Source organism: Paenibacillus sp. FSL R5-0810, from assembly GCF_038002285.1.
GTDB classification, from domain to species: Bacteria; Bacillota; Bacilli; order Paenibacillales; family Paenibacillaceae; genus Paenibacillus_AQ; species Paenibacillus_AQ lactis.
In genome coordinates, this window is sequence record NZ_JBBOCF010000001.1 from 253,282 (window position 1) to 277,456 (window position 24,175).

Sequence of the window (24,175 nt, forward strand, 5' to 3'; positions counted from 1 at the left end):
ACGCGGGTAAGTGCTTGATCGTTATTTCGTCAACTGCTCCATTTGGTTGATAATATCCTCGAAAACGCTCATCGCTTCGCGAATCGGCTCCGGCGAGGACATATCCACGCCGGCTTTCTTCAGGATGTTAATGGAATAGTCGCTGCCGCCGCTCTTAAGGAAGCCGAGGTAACGATCCACCGCCGGCTGGCCGTCTTCCAGAATTTGCTTCGAGAAGCTCGTTGCAGCGGAGAAGCCGGTCGCGTATTTGTATACATAGAAGCTGGTATAGAAGTGAGGGATGCGGGCCCACTCCATTCCGATCTCCTTGTCTACCTGCATGCCTTTACCGTGGTACTTGACGTTCAGGTCGTAATAAATGTCCGATAGATCCTGAGCCGTCAAGGATTCACCGCTCTCGGCGCGCTCATGGACGATCTTCTCGAATTCGGCGAACATCGTTTGCCGGAAGACGGTCGTCCGGAACTGATCGGCATAATAAGTGAGCAGGTACATCTTCTGTTTCGGATCCTTGGCGTTCTTAAGCAGGTAATCCATCAGCAGCGCTTCGTTCGTTGTGGAAGCCACTTCAGCCAAGAAGATCGTGTACTGCGCATCACGGTATTTCAAGTTGTTGTCGGAATAATACGAATGCAGCGCGTGCCCCATTTCGTGAGCCAGGGTGAACATGCTGTTCAGGTTATCCTTATGGTTCAGCAGCACGTAAGGATGGGTGCCGTAAGCGCCCCAGCTGTATGCGCCTGTACGCTTGTTTTCGTTCTCATAGACATCGATCCAGCCGTTGTCATAGCCTTCCTGCAGACTCTTCAGGTAATCCTCGCCAAGCGGGGCGAGTCCTTCCTTGGTCATCTGCTTCGCTTCCTCGTACGTAATGTCCCACTTGTACTCTTCGACAAGCGGCGCGAACAAATCGTACATATGCAGCTCATCCACGCCAAGCAGCTTCTTGCGAAGCTCCATGTAGCGGTGCAGGAGCGGGAGGCTCTCGTGGATCGTATCGATCAGGTTTGTGTAGACTTCCTTCGGAATGTTATCGCCATATAAAGCCATCTCCAGCACGGACGGATACTTTCGTACACGCGAGTAGAAGATGTTCTTGTTCACATTGGCATTAAGCGTCGCGGCCAAGGTGTTCTTCTGCTTGCCGTAGGTTTCGTAGACGGCTTTGAACGCACGCTCGCGGACTTCGCGATTCGGACTTTCAAGGAATTGAATGTAGTTCCCGTGGGTCAGCTCCACTTCCTTGCCGTCCTCGTTCTTGATTTTCGGAAACTTCATATCCGCGTTGTTCAGCATGCCGAATATGGTCTGCGGCGCAGAGGATAGATTTCCGACCTGGGCCAGAAGCGCTTCTTCGGTTTTGGAGAGCACATGGGCTTTCTCCCGCTTCATTTCAACAAGGGTGAATTGATATTCCTTCAGCAGGGGATCGGCAATCAATTGATCCAGCTCCGCATCGGAGAGGGCCAGAATTTCCGGCGTAATGAAGGAGAGGGATTCGCCCACCTCAACATTGAGCTTTTTGGCTTTGGCGGACAAAGCCTGATATGTAGGATTCGCGGTATCTTCGTCATGATGCATATGAGCATATACGTACAGACGCTCGGCATGGTAGGAAATTTCGTCTTCGAGCTCGAAGCATTCCTTGATTGAAGCGGCATTGTTTAATTTGCCTTGATAATCGGCCGTTTTCTTCAGCAGGTCCTTCAGCTTGGCAAAGCTGTCGTCCCATGCCTGTTGATCGGCGAACATGTCCTCAAGCTTCCATTGGTGCTCCTTCGGGACTTCGGAGCGTTTCAGTAGTTGTTCCATAGAGATCCTCCTTGCATGATATGTATTATTTGGAGTCCGGGCTTCTTCAGTATAGGCTTCGGAGCGGGCAGCGGCACAAGGCAGCAGGCAGAGGACCAGCGTAATGCAAAGCGCCTTGGAACCTTTCATGGCACAACCTCCTCGAATTCATCGCATTCGAGCGATAGTATGCCGCGTACCCGGCTCTTTCATCCTTATAAATTATGAGGAACCCAGATTAATAAAAGTGTATACAATAAGGTAAAAGGCAAACAAAATGAAGGCGGCGGCAATCAGGGCCATTCCGCGGCGCAGCCTTGCCGGGATCCGGTCACGATTCAGGATCATGATGGCGCCAAGGCTGAACGCCAAAATAATGAAGATGACAATATTCGTGGTATCCATCGTTTACACCTGCTTAAAGGAAGCCATGATGTCCTGCCATTCCTCTTCCCGTCCTTCGAAATCCTCTTTGGGGAAGCGATTCCTAGCCCATTCCATCAAGGCCGGCCGGCTCATGAAGGTATGCGTCTCTTCGCCCCACTGGTCGGAAATTTCGCGGAGTACAATGTAGCGGCCCTGAACCTCGACCGTCATCATGTTCCACTTGTCTTTTTTGTATATTTCATGTTTTTTGATCATATGCATTCTCCGTCCGCTACTTAGGCTTTTGGGTCAATGATAACGCACACAAGGGCTCAAAAGCAAATCATGATGACGTAAAAATATCGGTCCAAAAAAGCTCCATCTGGGGGTTTGACGGATTGCATTGTCGGAAAACATGGGATATAATATGGATATTCGCCATAGATGGCGGTATTTTTAGGAGGTTGTTCATTTGAAAGGTACAGTTAAATGGTTTAACGCAGAAAAAGGTTACGGCTTCATTTCCGTTGAAGGTGGCGAGGATGTATTCGTACACTTCTCCGCAATTCAAGAAGAAGGTTTCAAAACTTTGGAAGAAGGTCAAGCGGTAGAATTCGAAATTACAGAAGGTAACCGTGGTCCTCAAGCAGCCAACGTAACAAAACTGTAAGCTAACTCCGAAGAGGAGATCTTATAGAATTACCTAGGCATGAAGCACAGTTCTCCCTGAGAACTGTGTTTTTTTGCGTGGGATGGCCTGTTCACGGGTACAGCTGATCCATCATGGTTGGTATATTATGATTGTCTTCTTGGGGATAGCTGGAAGTAACGGCCTTCCACCATGGCCTTTGTGCCGTCAATGACGTGTGTTATTTGTGCAAAATGACCGATCATATTATAATAGGTTTGATTTGGATAGGTATAAAAAAGACAACCATGTGGAGGCAGAGTTCATTGAATAATCAAGAGCTAAGCCGCAAGGTTCCGCGAAGCCCGGTTGGATTGATGAGCCGGGTATACCGATATATTCTCCCGGAAGTGCGGGCTGAATTGGAGAAGTGGCGCCGGGAGGCTGAGCAAATTCCGGATGAGGAGCTTCGGAAGCAGGCGTTGGCCAGTATAGAGACGAAAAGATTCCACTGCCAGGGAGGCGCGGTATATGCCGCCGCCAATTTGCCAGAGAAGCATATACTCATCCCGTTGATTGTTGCTTACCAGACGATCAGCGATTATCTCGATAATTTATGTGACCGCAGCACTTCGCTGGATCCGGCGGATTTTCGGCAGCTCCATCAATCGATGCTGGATGCCGTTACGCCTGAAGACGAGATGGCGGATTATTACTCGCTCCGAACCGAGAGGGAGGATGGAGGCTATCTGGCCGGACTGGTGCAGACATGCCGGGACTGCATCGGCCAATTGTCGGGATATGAGGCAGCAAAGCCATACATAAGGAAATTGGCCGGGCTGTACACGGATCTGCAGGTTTACAAGCATATCCACCCGGATCAGCGGGAGGCTGCATTGCTTGAATGGTGGTCCCAGCATGCCCATCATACGCCGCACTTGCGGTGGAATGAGTTTGCTGCTGCAACGGGATCCACGCTGGGCGTATTCATGCTGTTTTTGGCTGCGACCGATCCGTTTTTGGATGATGAGGATGCATCCAGAATTCATGCCTCTTATTTTCCGAATGTATGCAGTCTCCACATTATGCTGGATTACCTGATTGATCAGGACGAAGACAGGCTGGGCGGCGATCTGAACTTTTGCAACTACTACGAAGATGCCGATACGATGCTGAACCGCATTGCTTCCATTGTCGATTGGGCCCGGAAGGATGTCAGAGCAATTCCCTCCACCCCTTTTCATCGGATGATCATTGAGGGATTACTGGCGTTATATTTATCCGATCCAAAAGTCAGCGAGCAGCAGCTGGTTCGCACCGTGTCCAAACGCCTGATGAGGAGAAGCCCGATGACAAGGCTGTTCTTCTACGTCAACAGTCGTTGGATTCGCAAGCATAAGCATGAGTGACATAGAAGGAGGAAACAAGAATTATGACAGCAGTCAAAAAAATTGCAGTTCTTACGAGCGGCGGGGATTCCCAGGGGATGAACGCAGCGCTTCGCGCCGTGGTGCGCAGCGGTTTGTATTATGGGCTTGAGGTATACGGGATCCAGCGCGGATACCAGGGGCTTCTCGAGAACGATATTATCAAGATGGATCTTCGCAGTGTTGGGGATATCATCCAGCGGGGAGGCACGATTCTTCGGTCGGCCCGATCCGCGGAGTTCAAGACGCCGGAAGGGCAGCAGAGGGGCGCTGATGTGCTGAATCAGCACGGCATCGACGGACTCGTTGTCATCGGCGGCGACGGCTCTTACCAAGGCGCTAACAAGCTGAGCAAGCTCGGCATCAAAACGATGGGTCTGCCGGGAACGATTGACAACGATATTTCCTTTACCGACTACACGATCGGCTTTGACACCGCGGTAAGCGTCGTTGTCGATGCGGTTAACAAATTGCGCGACACGATGTCCTCTCATGCGCGCTCATCCGTCGTCGAGGTCATGGGACGCCACTGCGGCGACATTGCGCTGCATGCAGGGCTTGCCTCCGGCGCAGAGACTATTTTGGTCCCTGAAGTGGAATTTAACCTGGATGAGGTGGCAGAGCGCCTCAGAGAGAACTTTGCGAAGGGCAAGCGCCACAGCATCATTATTGTAGCCGAAGGCGTGGGCCGGGGCGAAGACGTTGTCAGCAAGCTGAAGGAATGTCATGCTTCCATCGACGCCCGCGTAACCGTGCTTGGACATATTCAGCGCGGCGGTGCGCCAACGCCGTTCGACCGCAATCTTGCCAGCCGTCTCGGCGACTTCGCCGTACGCAGCCTGATCAACGGAGAATCGGATAAAGGGTGCGGCATCATCAAAGGCGAGCTCGTCCTGACCGATATTGACAAGGTCGTGAATACGAAGAAGGAATTCAATCGAGAGTTGTACGATCTGGCACTTCGTCTGTCGCAGTAATCGAATTACGGATTTCCTTTAATGCACAACCAAAAGAAGACCGCCTTCCATTGCAGAAGCTGAAGCGCTGCAATGGAAGACGGTCTTTTTTAATCGGGCTATTGATGATGAGGAAGCGAGGAAGCGGCTGATCGAGCAGGCATCTGTTGCTCGGTGAATCTGCGCTGGATCTTGACCAGGCGCCTCAGCATAAGCGCTGCACCGGCGGCAAGGCCCGTTATGAGGCCGATCCAATAGCCGAAGGCGTGCCAATCCGTGTAATTGGCCAGTACATATCCGACGGGCAAGCCGATCACCCAGAACGAGACGAGGGCCAGGATGAAAGCCACATTCACATCTTTGTACCCCCGCAGCGCTCCCTGCGTCGGTGTCGCAATGGCGTCCGAGATCTGGAAGAAGATCGCATACAGGAGAAACTGCTGGATGAGTGCGATTACGGCAGGTTCATTCGAGTACAAGCCCGCAACCTGGCGTCCGGCAACAAGCAGAATGACGGCCGTTATCAGCGAGAGGATGACGGCGGTGCCGATCCCAAGCTTGGCGTACTGCCATGCATCCTTCATCCGACCCGATCCGACCTCGTAGCCTACCAGGATCGTTAAGCTCATGCAGATGCTCAGCGGCAGCATGTACAGCGTGGAGGCAAAGTTCAAGGCTGCTTGGTGCGCGGCGATCGTAGCCGTATCAAAGCCGCTCATCAGCAACGTTACGGCTGCAAACACGGCGGTTTCCAGGAAAATCGAGAAGCCAATGGGCAATCCGATCTTCAAATGTCCCTTCCAAGCGCTGAAGGAAATCTTGGAGAAACTGCGGAAGATGCCGTATTCAGCAAACGGGTGCACCCGGTGGACGGTTATGATCGCAATGACCAGCACCGCCCAGTAGGTAATGGCGGATGCAACGCCGGCCCCGACGCCTCCAAGCCTGGGAAAGCCCCAAAAGCCATAGATAAAGAGGGCATTCAGCCCGACGTTGATCGGAAGCGTAATCAGGGTGATGACCATGGAAATTTTGGTTTGTCCAAGGGCATCGATAAAGCAGCGGAGCACCGTATAGGCGAACAGCGGAATAATGCCTGCCGAAATGGCGGCCAAAAACCTCGCGGCGACATGGCGAACCTCAGGCTCCAGGTTCATCGCTCCGAGAATGCTCGGGACGACGGCGTATCCCGCAGCGAGCACGATAACGGCCAGCAAGATGGACAGCCACAGTGCCTGGTTAACCTGATAGGCCACCTTGTTCTCCTGGCGCCCGCCGACTAGCTGGGAGACGACGGGGGTAATTCCCATCAGAATGCCGCTGAGTCCGGTCTGTACCGGAACCCAGATGCTGGTGGCGATCGCAACGCCGGCCAGATCGACGGAGCTGAATTTGCCGGACATATTCGTATCGAAAAAAGTAATGGCGGATAAAGCCAGCTGTGTTACGAGAATGGGGATGAGAATGACGGCGAACTGCCTCAGTTTCCCCTGGATCGTCGTGGTAGATTGCATGCTGCATATTGCCTTTCTCTCTTTAGTATTTGCACGCTGTCCGAATGCGAGCGGTGACCATTCGTTAGATTCGCGCCACACCGCGCGCAGTAAAAGAACCAAAGAATGACATCCTTTTAGGCTCGGACCGGGAAAGTGCATGTCCCACAATCATCATAGCATCCGATGTCAAGACATGAATCCTTCGCCAAGCCTCCATATTCGTAAATGGAGCGAAAGGTTCATTTACGTCCATATGCCGGCCGAAATAACTCAATCTCTCCGTTCAGGCATGGGAGCGCAGCCCTGTTCGAGCAGTCTCATGAAAAAGAGCCCGGCCGCATGATCGGCCTGGCTCTTAAGGTTTATTTATACTTCACGCCTTCCGTATAACGGTTGGAGGCGTTCCAGAGCAAATACTCGTCGACTCCGGTATCTTTCAAGGCCCGAATCTGCTCTTCAATCTGTTTTTTCCCGTATTTGATATAATTCCCTTTGCCCAGCCAGCTGGCCGTGAAATCCTGAATCCATGGGCGGATGATCGGCTTATTGTCGCCCAGCTCTTTGAGTTTCTTGTGGGTATCCTCCATCGATCCCTTGATGGTCTGGTACGGAGCCTTATCCGGCACCTCGGCGCCGAACCAGCCCGTCGTGTAGTGGCTCGGGTATACCATCGGGCTGATAATATCCACATTATTCGATATCTTTACAAAATCCTGGCCGATTCCTTCTGCTGCCGGCACCGATGCCGCGTAGCCGAAAATATCGACGGAAACGCGGATGCCGAGCGGTGCAAGCTCTTCACGGGCATACTGGACGAAATCCGATACGACATCGACGCGGGACTGCTCGGTTTTCACATACTTCAAAGTGTCGGCCCGCTTCTCAAAGCCTTCCGGGAACCGGACATAGTCGAACTGGATCTCCTTAAAGCCGAGCTTGGCTGCTTCTTTGGCGATTTCGATATTGTAATCCCATACCTCTTTACTGTACGGATTGACGAAGCTGTCTCCGCCGCCGTTGGTCCACACGGTGCCGTCTCCTTTGCGGAAGGACAGCTCCGGATTCTTCTTGGCCAGGATCGTATCCTTGAACACGACGACACGGGCGATCGGATAAATGTCATGCTTCTCCAGCCGTTTCATCAGCTGATGGATATCCTTGATAAAGGGCTGGGACTTTCCAAGCTTTTGAAGCTTCGGATTATCGGTTTTGTACGTTATGTAGCCTTCGTCGTCCTTGATATCGATGACCATGGCGTTCAGCTCCGTTGTGTCCATCAGGTCAATAAGCTGTGTCATTCTGGAGCCCCCGGCACTGTAAGCTGTTACATAAATGCCTTTGACTTTCGGTGCGTCGACTTGCGGGTCGATCTCGGTCGTATTCGGCTTGATGCCGTTCTGTCCCTGACCCTTCCCCTGATTTTGATGCATGCTCTGAATCACTGCGGAGTTCCAGGAAGCCTGCAATTGGGTTGTAAGCGGGCTCTCCTGCGCGCCGGAGCCGCCAAAGCCCGCGGCAGCCAAGATGAAAAATGCCAAGATGATGTTCATAATTACTCTCTCCCTTGTCTACATTCACCATGATTATAATGGAACCGCAGCTTTCAAAAAGAACAGGTTTGTTACATTCGCCCAAGATATGGAGCTAAAGCATGCGGTATTGGTTCATTAAACGGGTGAAGGGCAATTTAAACGACTTTTCCATATTTACCGAAAGTGGACATAATTACGATAGGAAATTGAAGGGAGGACAGTTAATTGCAGACGGATTGCCTAGATCAACGATCCTGCATCGGATTTTAGAAATGCACCGGCAAAGACGAGCGATAATGTTTAGGATGAGGGGCTTAAGCTTGGCCAAGCCGGGCTGTCGTCGTAGGAGAATTCGGGCAAAAAATGCCGCTGTTCAGCGGCATGCACCGGTGAACAACGGCATTGATCTTGCAAATATTTCAAGCGGATATTCCATTAATGCAGCAGCGTGTGGCTTTGGTGTTCGCAAATGCTGTACTGAATAATTTCCAAAGCGTCATCCTGCTCCAAAATATTCAGCCCGTCCCTCAAAACGATCATGGAATTTAGCTCGCTCTGTCTGAAGAACGGAATCATTTCCGGGAACCACTTCATGACGATCTGTGACAATTTTACCGTTTCCATTTCCATAAAAAATCACCCTCTCCTTCCAAATTTGGTCAGGCAGGACGTTCTTATTGTAAAACGGAAAAACATTAAAATTGGGGCAACGAAGAGTAGCTCATGAATATTGTAGGAACCTGGCATTCATATTATACCACAAAAATTGCCGTGTTTTCATCTTGGCAATTAGTTCTTGCGGAACTGTCCCATCACCGCAACCGTCTCCACGATGTTGACGAAGGCGTCCGGATCAGTCTGTGTAATGATATGCTTTAATTCAGCGAGCTCGTATTTCGTCGTGACCGTCATCAGCATGTCCTTCTCCTTGTGGCTGAACGCCCCCTGGGTTTTGATCTTCGTAACGCCCCGTGGGCGCTTGAGCAGCTTCTCCAGCAGGGCCTCGGTCTGATTCGTTACAATGAACACGGTCACTTTGATATGGCTGATGTGCAGCATATCGATCATTTTGCCCGCCAGGTAAATGGACACCATGGAGGCAAGCGCGAGGTTCCAGTCGTTCTCGAGATAAGTGACGGCCAGGATAACGATGGCGTTCAGCGATACCAGGACGCTGCCGACCGGAAAGTCGCGATATTTCGTGACGATGGAGCCGATGATGTCAAATCCCCCGGTCGAGCCGCCGACCCGGAAGGACAGGCCGGTTCCGAAGCCGACCAGGATTCCTCCGAAGACGGCGGAGAGGAGCATGTCGGTGGCGACGGCGCTGACCGGAATGATCTCGAGAAACACCGTTGTCACGAGGACCGAGAGCACGCTGAGCACGACAAAATGTTTTCCAAGCTGGAACCACCCTGCAAGGAGGATGGGAATGTTGAGCACGAAGTACAGGATGCTGATATTAAGCGGCGTGAAATAACCGATCAGCATGGCAACGCCGGAAACGCCGCCGCTGAGCAGATGGTGCGGAATCAGAAACAGATTGAAGCCTGCGGCAATGATGATGCCGCCGAATAGGATGGAGAAGTAGGTCCATAGACGCTTCAACATAGGAATCACCTCCCGGTTATTATGACTTCTTGAAGCTTGCTGGTATTCCAGAAATGTTTTGTGATATAATGTATTGGATATTCTTGAGTAGTCCGTTACAATGATAACTTTTTGGAAGCTTATCAGGATGATTATACATTAACCAGTTACACCGCTGGTGATCAGAGAGAAATATACCGGTTCACCTCATGCAGAAAATCCTGCTGGCCGGGAAAGCCTATAAACGTTACCACTACTTAAGAATACAGAGAAGAAAGTGGAGTCCACAGATAGAAGGAGTATGAACCTATTGAAAAATTTTGCAGATTTTGGCTTGGAGCCCCGAGTGCTTCAAGCGATTACGGAACTTGGATTTGAAGAAGCGACACCGATTCAATCCCAATCCATCCCGATTGCCCTCACCGGAAAGGACATGATCGGACAAGCACAGACAGGTACCGGTAAGACCGCAGCATTCGGCCTTCCTCTTATTCACAAAATCGCGAAAGAAGAAGAGCGGATCGTCGCTCTCGTCATGACGCCAACCCGCGAGCTCGCCATTCAGGTTGCCGAAGAGATCGGCAAATTGTCCAGATTTAAAGGGATCCGCTCCCTTGCGATTTACGGCGGACAAGATATAGGCCGGCAAATTCGCGCTTTGAAAAAGAAGCCTCAAATTATTATCGGCACACCTGGCCGATTGCTTGACCACATTAACCGGAAGACCATCCGGCTTGACGATGTTCAAACCGTCGTGCTGGACGAAGCGGATGAAATGCTGGACATGGGCTTCATGGATGATATCCAATCCATCCTGAAGCTGGTACCGGAAAATCGCCAAACCCTGCTGTTCTCCGCAACGATGCCTCCGAACATCCAGAAGCTGGCTTCCCAGTTCCTGAAGGATCCGGAGCATGTATCCGTCATTCCTAAGCATGTGAGCGCACCGCTGATCGACCAAGCCTACATCGAGGTTCCTGAGCGTCAGAAGTTCGAGGCGCTGAGCCGTCTCCTCGATATGGAATCGCCTGAGCTGGCGATTGTATTCGGCCGCACGAAGCGCCGTGTAGACGAATTGGCCGAAGCGCTGCAAAAACGCGGTTATTCCGCAGACGGCCTCCATGGCGACTTGTCTCAGCACCAGCGCGACACCGTTATGCGCAAGTTCCGCGACGGCAGCATCGATGTGCTGGTAGCAACCGACGTAGCCGCTCGGGGTCTGGACGTATCCGGCGTAACGCATGTCGTCAACTTCGACTTGCCGCAGGATCCGGAAAGCTATGTACACCGTATCGGCCGTACGGGCCGCGCAGGGAAAGAAGGAACGGCATGGTCCTTTGTTACCCCGCGTGAAATGGATCATCTGTACTTCATCGAGCGCGTTACCCGTCACCGGATTCCGCGCAAGCCGCTGCCAACGATGGCCGAAGCCATTGAAGGCAAGCAGCGCGTCATCGCTGAACGCGTATTGGAAATCATCGACCAAGGCGAGCTGACCGAATATAAAGGGCTTGCCATCCAGCTTCTGGAGCAGTATGACTCCGTTCAGCTGCTTGCAGCTGCGATGAAGCTCCTGACCGGAGACAAGAAGGAAGCAGCCGATATCCACCTTACGCCGGAGGATCCGATTCGCGCGAAGCGCCGGAAGCCGGACATCCGCAGCGGACGCAAGCCTAGCGGCGGTTATAACGGCCGCAGCGGAGGCTATCGCGGTAACCGCGAAGGCGGTGGCGGCAACCGCGGAGGCTACTCCAAGGGCGGCTACGGTCGTGACGGAGGCGGCAGCTACAATAACCGCGATGGCGGCTACAACCGTGACCGCAACAACAGCGGCGAACGTAAGCAGCGCAGCTACAGCGGCGGCGGCGAACGCCGTCCGAACCGCAGCGGAGACGAGTAATCCGATCGGCAGCGGCAATAGCCCGCTGGCCATCGCTTGAATGGAATGAAAAAGACGAAGCACCTGCCCGCATTCGCATGGGGCAGAGGCGCTTCGTCTTTTTTTACGAGTTCAATGGTGTTTAGCTTAGCTGTATCATGCATTTAAGCTGCTAATTCATCCATTAGATATAGAATGTGCTAAGGATAATAACAAGCAGGATGAAGAGAACCAGAACTACTCCAGTAGTTCCGCCATAACCGTAACCGCCTACGTTAGACATGCATATTCCCTCCTCTGATTAGTGAGAATTGAAGCATTGATTTGAATGGATTACGAGATATCCTATGGTGATATCAGGTTATGCGATTGGATATTCACCCAGACCGCCGCAAATTAGGCTCTGGTCATGCCTATGCGATATAAGGTATATTAATAGATACATGCATGCTTTGAGTGAGGAGGAAAAGATTTGGAAATGAAAGGAGCCATGGGTGGCTTATATAAGCTCACCGAATGGATTACCCGCATCGCGTTTTCTAATATTTTATGGGTTTTATGCACATCGCCATTCCTGTTTATCGTACTGACCAAATTCCTGATGGCCGTCCAGACGCCGGATGCTCATAACGAGCAGCTGCTGTCGAACTGGATTTTGGGGATCTTGTCGCCTTTTGTGCTGTTCCCTGCAACCGCTGCCCTTTTTACCGTAGTCCGCAAGTGGGTGATGGGGAACCCGGATGTACCTGTATTTAAAACGTTTTTCAAGGGCTATAAGGAAAATTATAAGCAAAGCATGATCGGCGGATTCGTCTACACCCTGCTGTTCGTGATTATGTATGTGGATTATACGGTGTATATGACGCAGCTTGGAGACGGCTTTCAGCTCGTCGGCATCGTTATGCTGGTGCTGCTCATCGTGCTGTTCGTCTCGTTGTTTAATTTCTTTTCCATGACGGTCCATTATGAGATGAAGACGACCCAGCTTCTGAAAAATGCGGTCCTGCTGACCTTGATTCGTCCGTTCCGGGTGTTTTCGACGCTTGCCGGAAGCGCTATCTTGGTATATATCGGCACGCAAATGCCTGTGCTGTTCGTGTTCTTCCTCTTCTGCCTGATGGCATTGTTCGCGTTCTTTAACTTCTATGCAACGTTTACCAAGATGCAGGAGCAGCAGGAGAAGATGAGACAAGCCGAGGAAGAGGAATCGGAGACGGAGCAGGCGCTGCTCGAAAGCATGGATAACGTCAAAACCGAGGATAAAGGATCGAAACCGCGAAATTCATAGGTTTACTTTTGCGGCAAAACCCCCTATAATAAGACTACATCCTGCGATGTTCGTTTCGGTTTTCCGTTGTTTTGAACCAATGACGATGTCTAGGGAGATCAATATGTAACCGTGGCTGGAAAGCCCTGTCTATATGACAAGGGGAATTCATAAGCGGTTCTGCGGTCACCCACCTGCTTAAGCAGGTTCGAAGACAATGTTTACCGGACGGCATAGGCGGGTTTCGTACTGATTATGAAGCGGCATCTCTTTATTTCGAATCCGAAGTGAAGAGATGCCTTTTTTTGCTGGATATAAAGGTTTGCTGAAAGCCTAAACAATGTTAAACTAGTAGGTAAAGGAACGGTCATTTATAAAGGAGGAACGGTCTTTGTCATTAAAACGAGTTCTAATCGGTATCGTGCGCAGCTATGACGGCACAAGCGACCGTGCGAAAGATCCCAAGCTGAAGACGCGTTATTACAATCTTTCAAAAGAAAAGTGTTTTGAAGAGGTTACCTCGACACTCAAAAAAATTCCGGGCTATAAAGTGCTGCATGAAGTAAAGTCCGTTGGAGAAATCACACTCGAGAAAAGAACGTCCTTCGGACGAACGCTGGACATTACCGTATCCGTGCTGGGCATCAGTCCCGTACGCAGCGCAGTTGATATGTATTCGGCCTCCCGCGGCTCGCTGGGCGACCTGGGGGCGAATTACCGGGTCATCCTGAACCTGTACGCTGTGCTGGACAAGAAGCTCGGCAAGTATAAAGTGGATGCTTAGGCAATAGATAAAAGCGGGAGAGCTGCTCTCCCGCTTTTTTAAAGGTGATGCTTTTATTTTCGTATGTAACCGCGGCTAAGCGGTTCTATCGAAGAGACTTCACGGCATCGACGGCCGCTTCGTAGTTCGGATGCTCTGTCATTTCACCGAGGTATTCCACATAGGCGATCTTGTCTTCCTTGTCGACCACGAAGATCGAGCGCATATCAAGCTGGAATTCCTTGATGAGCACGCCGTAGGCTTCCCCGAAAGAACGGGATTTGTAGTCCGACAGTGTAATGACACGGTCGACGCCGGCTGCTCCGCACCAGCGGGCTTGGGCGAACGGCAGGTCGGCGCTGATCGTCAGCACGACAACGTCGTCTCCGAGCCCTGCGGCTTCTTCGTTGAAGCGGCGGGTCTGCGCATCGCATACGCCGGTGTCGAGGGAAGGGACGACGCTGATCAGCTTGATTTTGCCTGCAAAGTCCTTAAGGGATGCATCCTCCAGCAGGTTTTTGCTCACCGTGAAATCAGGTGCCGAATCGCCAACCTTAAGCTGAGGTCCGATAAGTGTAATAGGATTGCCCTTGAATGTGGCAGCCCCCGTGCGTTCTTGAGCCATGAGAAATCTCCTCCTTGGATATCAAAGTTTGGTGATCAGGTTCATGGTACATTATAATCTTTTTAAAAAGGATATGTCCACTTTCCGGACGTCCTGTTTGGCTTGGAAGAGGAGGATGCTATGATATTTGTTCGTTATGAGAACTGGAGAAGCTATCTCCGTTATTATCCCGTCACTTCGCTGCTGCTGGTTGCAAACCTGGTGATGTTCTTTATTACGGTCTTCGACGGCGGCTCCCGAAATCCGATCACGCTGCTGAAATACGGGGCGCTGACGGATCTGCCGCAATTTACGGGGGAACCTTGGCGTTACGTGACGGCGATGTTTTTGCACAACGGGTTCGATCACCTGCTGTTTAACAGCTTTGCCCTGCTCGTCTTCGTCCCGCCGCTGGAGCGCATTATGGGAAGCTGGAAGTTCGGGCTGCTCTACCTGCTCAGCGGCATTCTGGGGAACGTGATCGCCCTGGCTTATTACGGCCGTATGGAAGGCTATGAGACTCTTGTGGGCGCGTCAGGCGCCATCTACGGGGCCTACGGAGCCTATCTGTATATTGCGCTCTTTCAACGGCATGTCATGGACATGGCGTCGCGCAGGACATTGTTCACTTTGCTGATCTTAGGGATTGTCCTCTCCTTTACGCCGGGAATCAGCCTCGTCGCGCATTTCGGCGGACTGATCGGCGGGTTTTTCCTCTATGGTCTGATGATTCGATTATTTAAGCAGAGGACTTAATCAGATCTGTAGAGGTGCTGTAACAAATATAATGAATGATCCGATAAAGTTTTCTAGGGAATGAGAATGGAGCGATAAAAGGCGTGGAATTACGACAGTTGCAATACTTTGTAAAGGTTGCGCAGAAGGAACACGTTACCCAAGCGGCGGAGGAGCTTCATGTGGCTCAGTCAGCCGTCAGCCGTCAGATTCATCAATTGGAAGAAGAGCTGGGTGTTAATTTGTTCATGCAGAAGGGCCGGAATCTGCAGCTGACTCCGGTCGGACAGCTTTTTTGCAAACGGGTGGAAAGCATCATGAAAGACTTGGAGCGGGCGGTCGTCGAAATTCATGAATTTCTGGACCCGGAGCAAGGGGAGATTCGCATCGGATTTCCTCACAGCCTTGGCATACACTTGATTCCTTCGATTGTAGCCGAGTTTCGGAAGAAGTATCCGAACGTCAAATTCCGGTTCAAGCAAGGCATGTTTCCGACGCTGATCCGGGATGTGGTGACGGCGGAGGTGGATCTGGCCTTCGTGTCGCCGTTTCCGGAACGGCATGAGCAGGTGGATGGAGATATCGTGCTGACGGAGGAGCTGTTCGCGATCCTGCCTCCGAATCATCCGCTGGCCGGCGAGAAGTCGATCAAGCTGGAGCAGCTCAAGGATGAGCGGTTTGTGCTGTTCAGCAAAGGCTACTCCCTCCGTCCGATCGTCTGGCATGCTTGTCTGGAAGCCGGATTCACCCCGAAGATCGCCTTCGAGGGGGAAGAGACGGATACGATTCGGGGACTGGTTGCAGCCGGCATGGGGGTTAGTCTGCTCCCCGAAATGGCGCTGTTTCAGACCAACCCGCTTCAGCCGGCCCGTGTTCAGATTTCCGAACCGAAGGTTACGCGTTCAATCGGCCTGATTCATCGCGCGGATGAGAAGCTTCCGCCTGTTGCCCAGGCCTTCCGCACATTCCTCCTTCAATATTTCGGGATTGATCCATCCGTCAAGCCGGAAGGAGAAGAAGGGGAGTCGGTTTCATCTCCCTAGTTAGCGCATTGCGGTTCGTTATTCGAATTATCATAAGTTTCCACAGAAAAAGGGCTTCCCTTTACGCCGGTAGCGGCTGTAAGGGGAGGCCCTTTGCTTGTTGCATCTTTGGATTGTCATCCGATCATGCCGCTAGCGGCCCGATCGGGGGTGATGGTAAGCAAGATTACTCTCGATTGCTTGTAAAGATCATAATGTAACGGATCAGCTCCAGCAAGGAAATCAGCGCTGCTGCGACATAGGTCAGAGCGGCAGCATTCAGTACCTTGGCCACACCGCGTTCTTCGTTGTTCGCAATATAACCTTCCTGAACCATCAACTGGCGGGCACGGCTGCTGGCGTTAAACTCGACAGGGAGTGTTACCAGCTGGAAAGCCACGGCGCAAGAGAAGAAGATGATACCGAGACCGACGAGGTTCATCGCCTGGAACAGGAACCCGGCAATTAGGAGAAACGGTGCGATGCCGGAAGCGAAGTTAACGACCGGGAACATCTTGTGACGCGCCACCAGCATCGGATAATGCTCGGCATGCTGGATTGCGTGGCCCACCTCGTGACATGCTACCGAAACCGCAGAGATCGAACGCTCGTAATATACCGGCTCCGACAAGCGAACCACCCGTTTAACGGGATCGTAATGGTCGGACAGTGCGCCCGGCACCGGTTCGATCGGCACATCGTGCAGACCGTTGGCGTCGAGCATGCGTCGTGCGGCATCATAGCCGGTCAATCCGGTGCTGTTGTCAACCTTAGCCCATTTATTAAACGTTCCTTTTACCCGGAACTGTGCCCATAAAGAGAAAATAAAAGCGATGATAATAAGAACAAACATCCAGTCAGCGTACATTTATCATACCCCCATCGTAATAAGATTGTGACTGCTACATGACTACATCGACGTGAATTGATTCAGCAAAATTTGAAGTGACTCGATACATGCAGCTCCTTTGGGCAAAATATTCGCAAGTACCTCCCGGGCCTGACTAGGCTTCATCTCACGAAGAAGCGGATTGAGCTCCTTGACGTTGCGCTCCAGCTGCTTCATCTGGATTTCCAGTTCGGTCAGCTTTTCGGTCATTTCGGAATCATTCGGTACGGATTTCCACCGGTTCAATCTGTCCTTAATCTCTTCGAGAGTATATTTCTCTTGCTTCAACTGATTAATACGTTCGAGCGTGCTTAAGGTTTCGGAACTGTACAAACGGTAATTTTTTAACGTCCGTTTTTCAGGGGAGATCAATCCCAGCTTGGTGTAATAATCAATGGTTCTTTCACTGATTCCGGCTGCCTTCGCCAGCTCTCCGATCCGGAAAAGGTTTCCTTTCATGATCCCCATAATGAAATCACCTCACAGGTTCTTTGATTGGACATTAATGAAAGCAATATATTTTCATTTTAATAGAAATATGATACATGATTCGGAACCGTACAGTCAAACGTCATAGTTGTGACGAATATGCTGGCCGATGCCCCTATACCGCTTCCTAAGAAATGTACGGAGAGTTTGCACTGTAAACACTATATGTTATATTTTATTACATAAAACGGCGGTTTGTTATCATTTTTTTGAAAAAAGCCGTTGAAATCGCGAAGGATGCTCCCTATAATAACAATAAGAATTTGAACTTGTGTTATATTATATGACATGAAGGGGAGTGCAAGGCTTGATGAAAAAAAGATGGATTGGTTTAATGGTGGGGATGCTCGCATTACTGGTGTTTCCGGTTAATGCGTTCGCCGCGGAAGAAGGGGCCTCAAACGTTGAATTGACGGCGGGACTAAACTCCGTATTCGTATTTCTGGCTGCCTTGCTTGTATTCTTTATGCAAGCCGGCTTCGCATTGCTGGAGGCAGGCTCGGTCCGGATGAAAAACGCCGGGCACGTCGCTGGGAAGACCTTCCTCACCTTCGGCATTTCGATTGTCGCATTCTGGGCGTTCGGATTTGGTCTGGCCTTCGGCAACGGCAACAGCTTCTTCGGGTTTGAGGGCTTCTTCCTAAGCGGAGATAATGCCGCAAGCTCATTCGACTCATTGTCGATTTATGATGTGCCGACAACGATTATGTTCTTATTCCATCTGTCCTTCGCTGCCGTATCCTTGGCAATCGCCTGCGGCGGCATGGCAGAACGCGCTAAGCTCAGCGTGTATATCGTGTTTGGACTGTTGTTCACGATCGTCATTTACCCGGTCGTTGCTCACTGGGTATGGGGCGGCGGCTGGCTCGGTGCTCTGGGGATGCAGGATTTCGCCGGTTCGACCGTCGTTCACTTGACCGGTGCTACGGCAGCTCTGGTAGCTACTATTCTGCTGAAGCCTCGTCTTGGCAAATACAACAAAGACGGGAAGCCCAACAGCATTCCCGGCCATAACCAAGTGCTGTCGGTTCTCGGTGTATTTATCATTTGGATCGGCTGGTTCGGCTTTAATCCGGGCAGCACCATTTCGGCGCTGACGGACGGATTCTTCGGCTTCGTTTCTTTAAATACGAATATCGCAGCGGCAGCAGGCGCGCTGGCAGCCCTGCTCATTTCTTGGGCGGTGCTCGGCAAAGCCGATATTCCAAGCATGCTCAACGGTATTCTGGCTGCATTCGTTGCAATCACCGGCGCTTGTGCATTCGTAGAGCCATGGGCCGCAGTCGTTATCGGTGCGATTGCAGGAACGATTACCTTTTTCACGGCGCAGTGGTTTGACCGCAAAGGCATCGACGATCCGGTATACGCGTTCTCCGTGCACGGCGTCGCCGGAATGTGGGGGGCGGTATCCACAGGCCTGTTCGCGGCTCCACGACTTGTTGAAATTACCGGCGTCGGTAAAGCAGGACTGTTCTACGGCGGAGGCTTCGGCCAGCTTGGCGTGCAGCTCCTCGGGCTGATCGGCACATTCGCATTCGTGCTCGTGATCTCCTTTATCATTTTGTACATTATGAAAGTAACGATGGGTCTTCGCGTAACGGAGGAAGAGGAGTTGATGGGTCTGGACATCAGCGAGCACGGAACGTATGGTTATCCGGAGCAAATGAAGCTGATGACCGAATCCGAAGTAAAATCGGGCAGCTTCCGTACCGGACCGAATCCGGCACCGGGCAGTGATCCTGCGCTTTAAGCATTACTGTCATGTGAATGATTGAATAAATAAGGAGGCCGCAGCATGGAATCCAAAGCATCCGTCAACCGGCTTCTGGAGCATTCGGAAATGCCGGACATTCAGAAAGCAAATTCAGTCGAGCAATTGCGTGATGTACGGATTACATGTCAACAGCAGCTGCTTGATCTGCGCCCCAAGATGGAGTTTTTGGAGTGGGTCGCTTCCGTGAACAGCATGCATGACCAGATCAACAGGCGCGCAGCGGAGCTCTGTGAGCAGAACATGTGGGAGGCCGGCTTCGGACGGCTTCCCGCACGTTATGCTTTTGTTGCTTTTGGCAGCATCGGAAGGCAGGAGGCGACATTATGGAGCGATCAAGATAACGGTCTGATCATCGGCGATGAGATGCAGGGGGAGGATCTGGCATATTTCCGCGAATTCGGTTTGAGACTCGCCGACATGCTGGAAGTGCTGGGTTATCCAAAATGTCCGGGCAGGGTGATGTGCTCCGAGCCCTTGTGGAGTATGCGTCTTGAAGACTGGAAGAATCAGATCCTTGAATGGAGCAGTAATCACGAGTGGGAGCCGATCCGGAATCTGATCATAGCCTCCGATCTTCGCCTCATCGCCGGATGCCCCGAGCTTTCTGATGCATGGCTGTCCCATTTCCGAAGCTCGGTGGCGCAGCATCCGGGAATTACGCATGCCGTGTTGCGAAACACGGTCCGGCATAAAGCTACGCTAAACGTGATGGGCAGAATCGTGACCGAAAGGTTCGGCGAGCATGCAGGCGATTTTGACGTGAAATACGGGATGTATATCCCGCTGGTGAACAGCATTCGAACGATGGCGCTACAGCGGGGAATTATCGAGCATTCCACCTTGAAGCGGATGGAGAAAGTGATGCTGCTCGAAGGGGATAATTTGCTGCTCGAGAGCGTGCAGCGCGCATTCCTTACAGCCTTGCGTTACCGTAACGATACTCCTTGGCGCATCGAGGATGGGCTGGTCAAGAGCAGCGGTTATATTCAGAAAGAGCAGCTTAAGAACAAAAACGTGCAGTATGAGCTCCGCGATACGCTGGGCGTGGTGAGACGGATTCACCGCTCCTTGCAGCGAGAGCATCGTTTTGCGGAAAGGAGGAACCTATGACAGAGCCAGTCCAACCGGGCGGAGGGTTCTGGAATATGCTCCGCCCCCGCAACATCCATTCCGCCATCACGTCAATGCGCGGTGCCCAGACGGCGCAGCAGCTTGCCTTTATCCGTTCGCAAATGAAGGATAACCGGAGGCCGGAAGCTTTGGGGACGCCCCTGAACGAGTTGGAGGTCGTCGTGTTCGATCTGGAGACGACAGGGTTCCATCATCAGCACGGTGATGAAATCTTATCGTTCGGAGCGGTCAGGGCCATAGGAGAGCGAATCATCGAAGAGGATGAATTCCACATGATCGTTAACAGCGGCGCTCCGGTGCCTCCTTCGATCACGGAGCTGACGGGCATAACGCAGGCTATGGTCGATGAAGCCCCGCCTTTAGTGGAGGGGCTTCGCGATTTCATGAGCTTTGTCGGCGGCAGTGTTCTGGTTGCCCATGCTGCCGCGCATGACCGGGGGTTTCTGAATGCGGCGCTGTGGAAAACGTCTAAGGTCCGTCTCTCCCACAGACTGCTGGATACGATGATGCTGGCACAGAAGCTCTTCCCCGGACAAACTGGCTACAGCCTGGATGAGCTGCTGCAAAGCAGCGGCATTCCGGTGGAAGGAAGGCACCAGGCATTGTCCGATGCCCGGATGACCGCCCGCCTGTGGACGCGCTATATACGGGAAATCCAGGAGCGGGGCTTTGCCGAAACGCTTGGCGATATGTACGTTTATTTAGGCAAGGATTGAATCGCAGCACGAGCCCCGAGCCGTTTCCGGCCGTTGAAGGGCCAGTAGCAGTATCGTTCAGCAGCCGGGGTGGGCTGTCTAACCATCGTCCCGGATCTCGAAGGTATGAGGGAGGAGCGATTGTATTTTCTTAACCCCTCGTTCATCCTTGTCCATGCGTGCTTCAACCCGGTAGGCGTTCAGCTTAAGCTCTTCTGTCCCGGTTCCAGCCGGTGTGCCGATGAGATAAATACTGAACAGGCCGCCGAAGGCCTGCAGGTCGGCAAGGTCCTTCCGTGAGGGCTCCGGGTGGGAGGAGGGATGGCTGTGGAACAAGCCGATGATGCCGCGCTTCGACAGGAGAAGGCGGGTCCATTCCGCCGGCTCAAGCCGAAAATGATGCAGCGGATCCTCGGCGGTATTCGGTACAGGTATAAATTCCGATACGCTTATCGGTGCATTTTGATGATTCCCCTGCCCGATAAGGATTCCGCATGCCTCTTGAGGAAGCGCGGCGTATGTATAAGCAGCCATCTGCTCGAATACGGGCCTGCAGAGGAGAATGGGGCGGAACGGATTCTCTGATTTATTCATGGTCATCCTCCAATTACTATCTTCGTGCTGCGTAGTTTGAAAGTTGCCGGTTTCAGGGTACAATAGGTATTGGATGCTGATTGATATTAGCGGGGATACGCTTCTTCAAAGCAGCATCCTACTAAGTATAGCAAAGGAATCCATACCCATGAAACGTAACATCATGATCCTGGTTCTGATCATTATCGCGGCGGGTGCCGTCATTTATAATCAGGCCGGCGACGATATCGAGGCCGTCTTCTTGCAGGAGAAGCCTCTTCCGACCGAGACGGGAGCCAAAGCAGGGCTGCTCGCCCCGACTTTTACGCTCCAAGGCTTTGATGACAAAGAGACGTATTCCGCCGGAGGCCCGCGTGATAAGGCGCTGCTGATCAACTTCTGGGCGTCCTGGTGCGGTCCCTGCCAGCAGGAAGCGCCGGAGCTTAACAAGCTGGCGGAGCAGTACGCAGATGAACTGGAGATTTACGGGATTAATGTAGGCAAATACGATAATAAGAAAAAAGCAGAGCAGTTTATTCAAGACTACAATCTTCGTTATCCGATCCTCACGGACCCGAAGGGGGAGGTGTTCGAGGGGCTGTACCATGGCCAAGCCTTCCCTACGAACGTCCTGATCGATCGCAACGGCGTCATCCAGGAAATCATACTCGGTGCGCCTGATCCGAAAGATCTGCACAAGAAGGTTGCGAAGCTTGTCAAGGAGTAAGCGGCGGCATATAAAAAAGCGCAGGTATCCGATCTTGCTTGGATACCCGCGCTCTTTTTCGTTAAGTGGAGTAGTGATTAGTGATTGACCAGCCCCTGCCGTTTCTCGGCTGCATGCACATGCTCCGGCGATATTTGGCCGAGGAGGGCATATCTCATACTGTCGACCAGCGCCTCCCAGCTCGCTTCGATGACGTTGCTGGATACGCCGACCGTATTCCATGAATTCTCGAAGTTTTTCGATTCGATCAATACGCGGACCTTCGCGGCAGTGGCGTCTTTATCATCCAGGACGCGCACTTTATAGTCGGCCAGATGCATTTCCTTAAGCGTTGGAAAGTATTGAACGAGCGCCTTACGGAGCGCGTTGTCAAGCGCATTGACCGGTCCGTTGCCTTCAGCCGCCGTGTAGATGCTCTCCCCGGCAACGTTCACCTTAACGAAGGCCTCGGAGACTACCGGCTGTCCGGCTGCCTTCTCGACAAGCATTTTGAAGGATTCGAAGGTGAACAACTCCTTCAGCTCCCCGCTCGCTTCCCGCAGCAGCAGCTCCAAGGATGCGTCGGCACCCTCGAACTGGTAGCCTTCATGCTCAAGCTCCTTGATCTTTCCGATAATATGCTTTGACTGCTCGCTTGCCGGATCGAGCGCTATGCCCATATCTTGAGCCTTGGAGACGACATTGCTCTGGCCGGCCAGCTCGGATACGAGCACCCGCTGCTTGTTCCCGACCTTCTCAGGCTCGATGTGCTCGTACGTCCGGGAATCGCGCAAAATGGCGGAGACGTGGATGCCGCCCTTGTGGGCAAAGGCCGCATTGCCGACATACGGCTGATTGACCGGCATGTTGACATTGGCAATTTCGCTGATATATCTTGCGGTATTGGTCAAGGTCCGCAGATTCTCTTCGCCGATGCATTCGTAACCGAGCTTCAGCTGCAGATTCGGGATGATGGAGCACAGATTCGCGTTACCGCAGCGTTCCCCGTATCCGTTCATCGTTCCCTGAACGTGGCGGACCCCGGCCTGTACAGCGCTTAGCGTATTGGCTACCGCCAGCTCGCAGTCATTGTGCGTATGAATCCCCAGGTTGGCACCTGGCAGAGGGCCTTGCAAAGAAGTGACGATCTGCGAAATTTCATGCGGCAGGCTGCCCCCGTTCGTGTCGCACATGACGAGCCAATCGGCGCCTGCTTCACGGGCTTTGGACAACACGGCAACCGCATACTCCGGATTATTCTTATAGCCGTCGAAGAAGTGCTCGGCGTCAAAGATAACCTCGAGTCCCTTCTGCTTAAGAAAGGCGATGGAATCATAGATCATGGACAGATTCTCTTCCAGCGTCGTCTGAAGCGCCGTATGGACATGGAAATCCCATGACTTCCCTACCAGCGTCGCGGCCTGTACGCCCGACTCCAGGATTCGCTTCAGATTCGCATCCTGCTCCGCAACGGAACCTTTGCGGCGGGTGCTGCCGAACGCCGTTATTTTGGAGGTTAAGCGAAGCTCCTGGACTCTTTTGAAAAACTCGATGTCCTTGCTGTTGCTTCCCGGGATCCCGCCTTCAATATAATGAACACCAAGAGCATCCAGCTTCTTGGCAATTTTGACCTTGTCGTCCGCTGACAGGCTGACTCCTTCGCCTTGGGTTCCGTCGCGAAGCGTCGTATCAAAGATGGAAATGGACTTAGACATGATGTCCTCCTTTTTGGGTGTCCGGGATGGACTGTTTTTAGTTTGTGTGTGATTCATTCATAGCGCTTGCATTCCAGATGCCGCAAGCCTGAAGCAGTGCTTCTTATGATGCTTGTTGGTATACGATTTTCTTATAATTTTGTATTA

General features: G+C 52.0%; 25 protein-coding genes and 1 other RNA gene. 13 read left to right on the forward strand and 13 right to left on the reverse strand.

What is annotated here, in order from left to right; genetic code table 11:
* Positions 1–21: 21 nt before the first annotated feature.
* The 3 genes from pepF to MKX76_RS01010 form a co-directional block, all read right to left on the reverse strand.
* Entirely contained in the window at positions 22–1,812 is a 1,791-nt protein-coding gene (pepF, locus tag MKX76_RS01000) for an oligoendopeptidase F (protein WP_007127690.1), read from the reverse strand.
* Positions 1,813–2,013: 201 nt separating this feature from the next.
* Positions 2,014–2,196: a hypothetical protein gene (locus tag MKX76_RS01005; protein WP_007127691.1), complete on the reverse strand. Its 183-nt coding sequence runs from the start codon at positions 2,194–2,196 to the stop codon at positions 2,014–2,016.
* A gap of 3 nt (positions 2,197–2,199) precedes the next feature.
* Positions 2,200–2,433, reverse strand: coding sequence for a hypothetical protein (locus tag MKX76_RS01010; protein WP_007127692.1), 234 nt, complete (start codon positions 2,431–2,433; stop codon positions 2,200–2,202).
* Between the two features lie 196 nt (positions 2,434–2,629).
* Here MKX76_RS01010 and MKX76_RS01015 point away from each other — a divergent pair, with 196 nt between their 5' ends.
* From MKX76_RS01015 to pfkA, 3 genes are all read left to right on the forward strand, one after another.
* Positions 2,630–2,827 carry a cold-shock protein gene (locus tag MKX76_RS01015; RefSeq protein WP_028405178.1) on the forward strand — a complete coding sequence of 66 codons (198 nt, stop codon included), beginning with the start codon at positions 2,630–2,632 and terminating at the stop codon, positions 2,825–2,827.
* A gap of 284 nt (positions 2,828–3,111) precedes the next feature.
* Positions 3,112–4,194 carry a tetraprenyl-beta-curcumene synthase family protein gene (locus MKX76_RS01020; RefSeq protein WP_007127693.1) on the forward strand — a complete coding sequence of 361 codons (1,083 nt, stop codon included), beginning with the start codon at positions 3,112–3,114 and terminating at the stop codon, positions 4,192–4,194.
* Positions 4,195–4,217: 23 nt separating this feature from the next.
* Positions 4,218–5,189: a 6-phosphofructokinase gene (pfkA, locus tag MKX76_RS01025; RefSeq protein WP_007127694.1), complete on the forward strand. Its 972-nt coding sequence runs from the start codon at positions 4,218–4,220 to the stop codon at positions 5,187–5,189.
* Positions 5,190–5,287: 98 nt separating this feature from the next.
* Here pfkA and MKX76_RS01030 read toward each other — a convergent pair whose 3' ends face one another.
* From MKX76_RS01030 to MKX76_RS01045, 4 genes are all read right to left on the reverse strand, one after another.
* Complete coding sequence (locus MKX76_RS01030) at positions 5,288–6,682, reverse strand: MATE family efflux transporter (RefSeq protein WP_007127695.1); 1,395 nt, start codon at positions 6,680–6,682, stop codon at positions 5,288–5,290.
* Between the two features lie 344 nt (positions 6,683–7,026).
* Positions 7,027–8,214: a putative glycoside hydrolase gene (locus tag MKX76_RS01035; protein ID WP_340899905.1), complete on the reverse strand. Its 1,188-nt coding sequence runs from the start codon at positions 8,212–8,214 to the stop codon at positions 7,027–7,029.
* A 417-nt stretch (positions 8,215–8,631) separates the two neighbouring features.
* On the reverse strand, positions 8,632–8,826 hold the full coding sequence (locus tag MKX76_RS01040; protein WP_007127697.1) for a hypothetical protein: 195 nt from the start codon (positions 8,824–8,826) through the stop codon (positions 8,632–8,634).
* A 159-nt stretch (positions 8,827–8,985) separates the two neighbouring features.
* Positions 8,986–9,807 (reverse strand): YitT family protein, encoded by an 822-nt coding sequence (locus MKX76_RS01045; RefSeq protein ID WP_007127698.1) that lies wholly within the window; start codon positions 9,805–9,807, stop codon positions 8,986–8,988.
* 289 nt (positions 9,808–10,096) lie between these two features.
* Between MKX76_RS01045 and MKX76_RS01050 the strand changes: the two genes are divergently transcribed.
* Positions 10,097–11,686 carry a DEAD/DEAH box helicase gene (locus tag MKX76_RS01050; protein WP_007127699.1) on the forward strand — a complete coding sequence of 530 codons (1,590 nt, stop codon included), beginning with the start codon at positions 10,097–10,099 and terminating at the stop codon, positions 11,684–11,686.
* 163 nt (positions 11,687–11,849) lie between these two features.
* Here MKX76_RS01050 and MKX76_RS01055 read toward each other — a convergent pair whose 3' ends face one another.
* Complete coding sequence (locus MKX76_RS01055; RefSeq protein WP_007127700.1) at positions 11,850–11,948, reverse strand: hypothetical protein; 99 nt, start codon at positions 11,946–11,948, stop codon at positions 11,850–11,852.
* A 189-nt stretch (positions 11,949–12,137) separates the two neighbouring features.
* Between MKX76_RS01055 and MKX76_RS01060 the strand changes: the two genes are divergently transcribed.
* The 3 genes from MKX76_RS01060 (at position 12,138) to MKX76_RS01070 (ending at position 13,716) form a co-directional block, all read left to right on the forward strand.
* The gene (locus MKX76_RS01060) at positions 12,138–12,953 is read left to right on the forward strand and encodes a YesL family protein (RefSeq protein ID WP_007127701.1); all 816 of its coding nucleotides are present in this window, start codon (positions 12,138–12,140) and stop codon (positions 12,951–12,953) included.
* Between the two features lie 35 nt (positions 12,954–12,988).
* Positions 12,989–13,180: non-coding RNA, 6S RNA (gene ssrS / locus MKX76_RS01065), on the forward strand.
* A gap of 143 nt (positions 13,181–13,323) precedes the next feature.
* Positions 13,324–13,716 (forward strand): DUF1499 domain-containing protein, encoded by a 393-nt coding sequence (locus MKX76_RS01070; RefSeq protein WP_007127702.1) that lies wholly within the window; start codon positions 13,324–13,326, stop codon positions 13,714–13,716.
* Between the two features lie 85 nt (positions 13,717–13,801).
* Here the strand turns inward: MKX76_RS01070 and tpx are convergent, their stop codons facing one another.
* A complete protein-coding gene (gene tpx, locus MKX76_RS01075) occupies positions 13,802–14,320 on the reverse strand; it encodes a thiol peroxidase (protein WP_007127703.1) in 519 nt (172 codons plus the stop codon).
* 120 nt (positions 14,321–14,440) lie between these two features.
* On the opposite strand from tpx, the gene MKX76_RS01080 reads away from it, so the two are divergent.
* Together MKX76_RS01080 and MKX76_RS01085 are read left to right on the forward strand one after the other, a co-directional pair.
* A complete protein-coding gene (locus MKX76_RS01080) occupies positions 14,441–15,055 on the forward strand; it encodes a rhomboid family intramembrane serine protease (RefSeq protein WP_007127704.1) in 615 nt (204 codons plus the stop codon).
* Between the two features lie 83 nt (positions 15,056–15,138).
* Complete coding sequence (locus tag MKX76_RS01085; RefSeq protein ID WP_007127705.1) at positions 15,139–16,077, forward strand: LysR family transcriptional regulator; 939 nt, start codon at positions 15,139–15,141, stop codon at positions 16,075–16,077.
* Between the two features lie 166 nt (positions 16,078–16,243).
* Here the strand turns inward: MKX76_RS01085 and MKX76_RS01090 are convergent, their stop codons facing one another.
* Positions 16,244–16,924, reverse strand: a complete 681-nt coding sequence (locus tag MKX76_RS01090; RefSeq protein WP_007127706.1) for a zinc metallopeptidase — start codon at positions 16,922–16,924, stop codon at positions 16,244–16,246.
* Between the two features lie 42 nt (positions 16,925–16,966).
* Positions 16,967–17,413, reverse strand: a complete 447-nt coding sequence (locus tag MKX76_RS01095) for a MerR family transcriptional regulator (protein ID WP_007127707.1) — start codon at positions 17,411–17,413, stop codon at positions 16,967–16,969.
* A 331-nt stretch (positions 17,414–17,744) separates the two neighbouring features.
* Between MKX76_RS01095 and MKX76_RS01100 the strand changes: the two genes are divergently transcribed.
* Genes MKX76_RS01100 through MKX76_RS01110 form a run of 3 tightly spaced genes read left to right on the forward strand, consistent with a single transcriptional unit; the run spans position 17,745 to position 21,055 of the window.
* On the forward strand, positions 17,745–19,184 hold the full coding sequence (locus MKX76_RS01100; protein ID WP_007127708.1) for an ammonium transporter: 1,440 nt from the start codon (positions 17,745–17,747) through the stop codon (positions 19,182–19,184).
* A gap of 45 nt (positions 19,185–19,229) precedes the next feature.
* Positions 19,230–20,318 (forward strand): DUF294 nucleotidyltransferase-like domain-containing protein, encoded by a 1,089-nt coding sequence (locus MKX76_RS01105; RefSeq protein WP_341032723.1) that lies wholly within the window; start codon positions 19,230–19,232, stop codon positions 20,316–20,318.
* A complete protein-coding gene (locus MKX76_RS01110; RefSeq protein WP_007127710.1) occupies positions 20,315–21,055 on the forward strand; it encodes an exonuclease domain-containing protein in 741 nt (246 codons plus the stop codon). Before MKX76_RS01105 ends, MKX76_RS01110 begins: the two co-directional genes overlap by 4 nt.
* 78 nt (positions 21,056–21,133) lie before the next feature.
* Here the strand turns inward: MKX76_RS01110 and MKX76_RS01115 are convergent, their stop codons facing one another.
* The gene (locus tag MKX76_RS01115) at positions 21,134–21,628 is read right to left on the reverse strand and encodes a M67 family metallopeptidase (RefSeq protein WP_007127711.1); all 495 of its coding nucleotides are present in this window, start codon (positions 21,626–21,628) and stop codon (positions 21,134–21,136) included.
* A 148-nt stretch (positions 21,629–21,776) separates the two neighbouring features.
* On the opposite strand from MKX76_RS01115, the gene MKX76_RS01120 reads away from it, so the two are divergent.
* The gene (locus MKX76_RS01120) at positions 21,777–22,334 is read left to right on the forward strand and encodes a TlpA family protein disulfide reductase (RefSeq protein WP_007127712.1); all 558 of its coding nucleotides are present in this window, start codon (positions 21,777–21,779) and stop codon (positions 22,332–22,334) included.
* Positions 22,335–22,411: 77 nt separating this feature from the next.
* On the opposite strand, the gene cimA is transcribed toward MKX76_RS01120, so the two are convergent.
* Positions 22,412–24,028, reverse strand: coding sequence for a citramalate synthase (gene cimA, locus MKX76_RS01125; protein WP_007127713.1), 1,617 nt, complete (start codon positions 24,026–24,028; stop codon positions 22,412–22,414).
* Between the last annotated feature and the right edge of the window lie 147 nt (positions 24,029–24,175).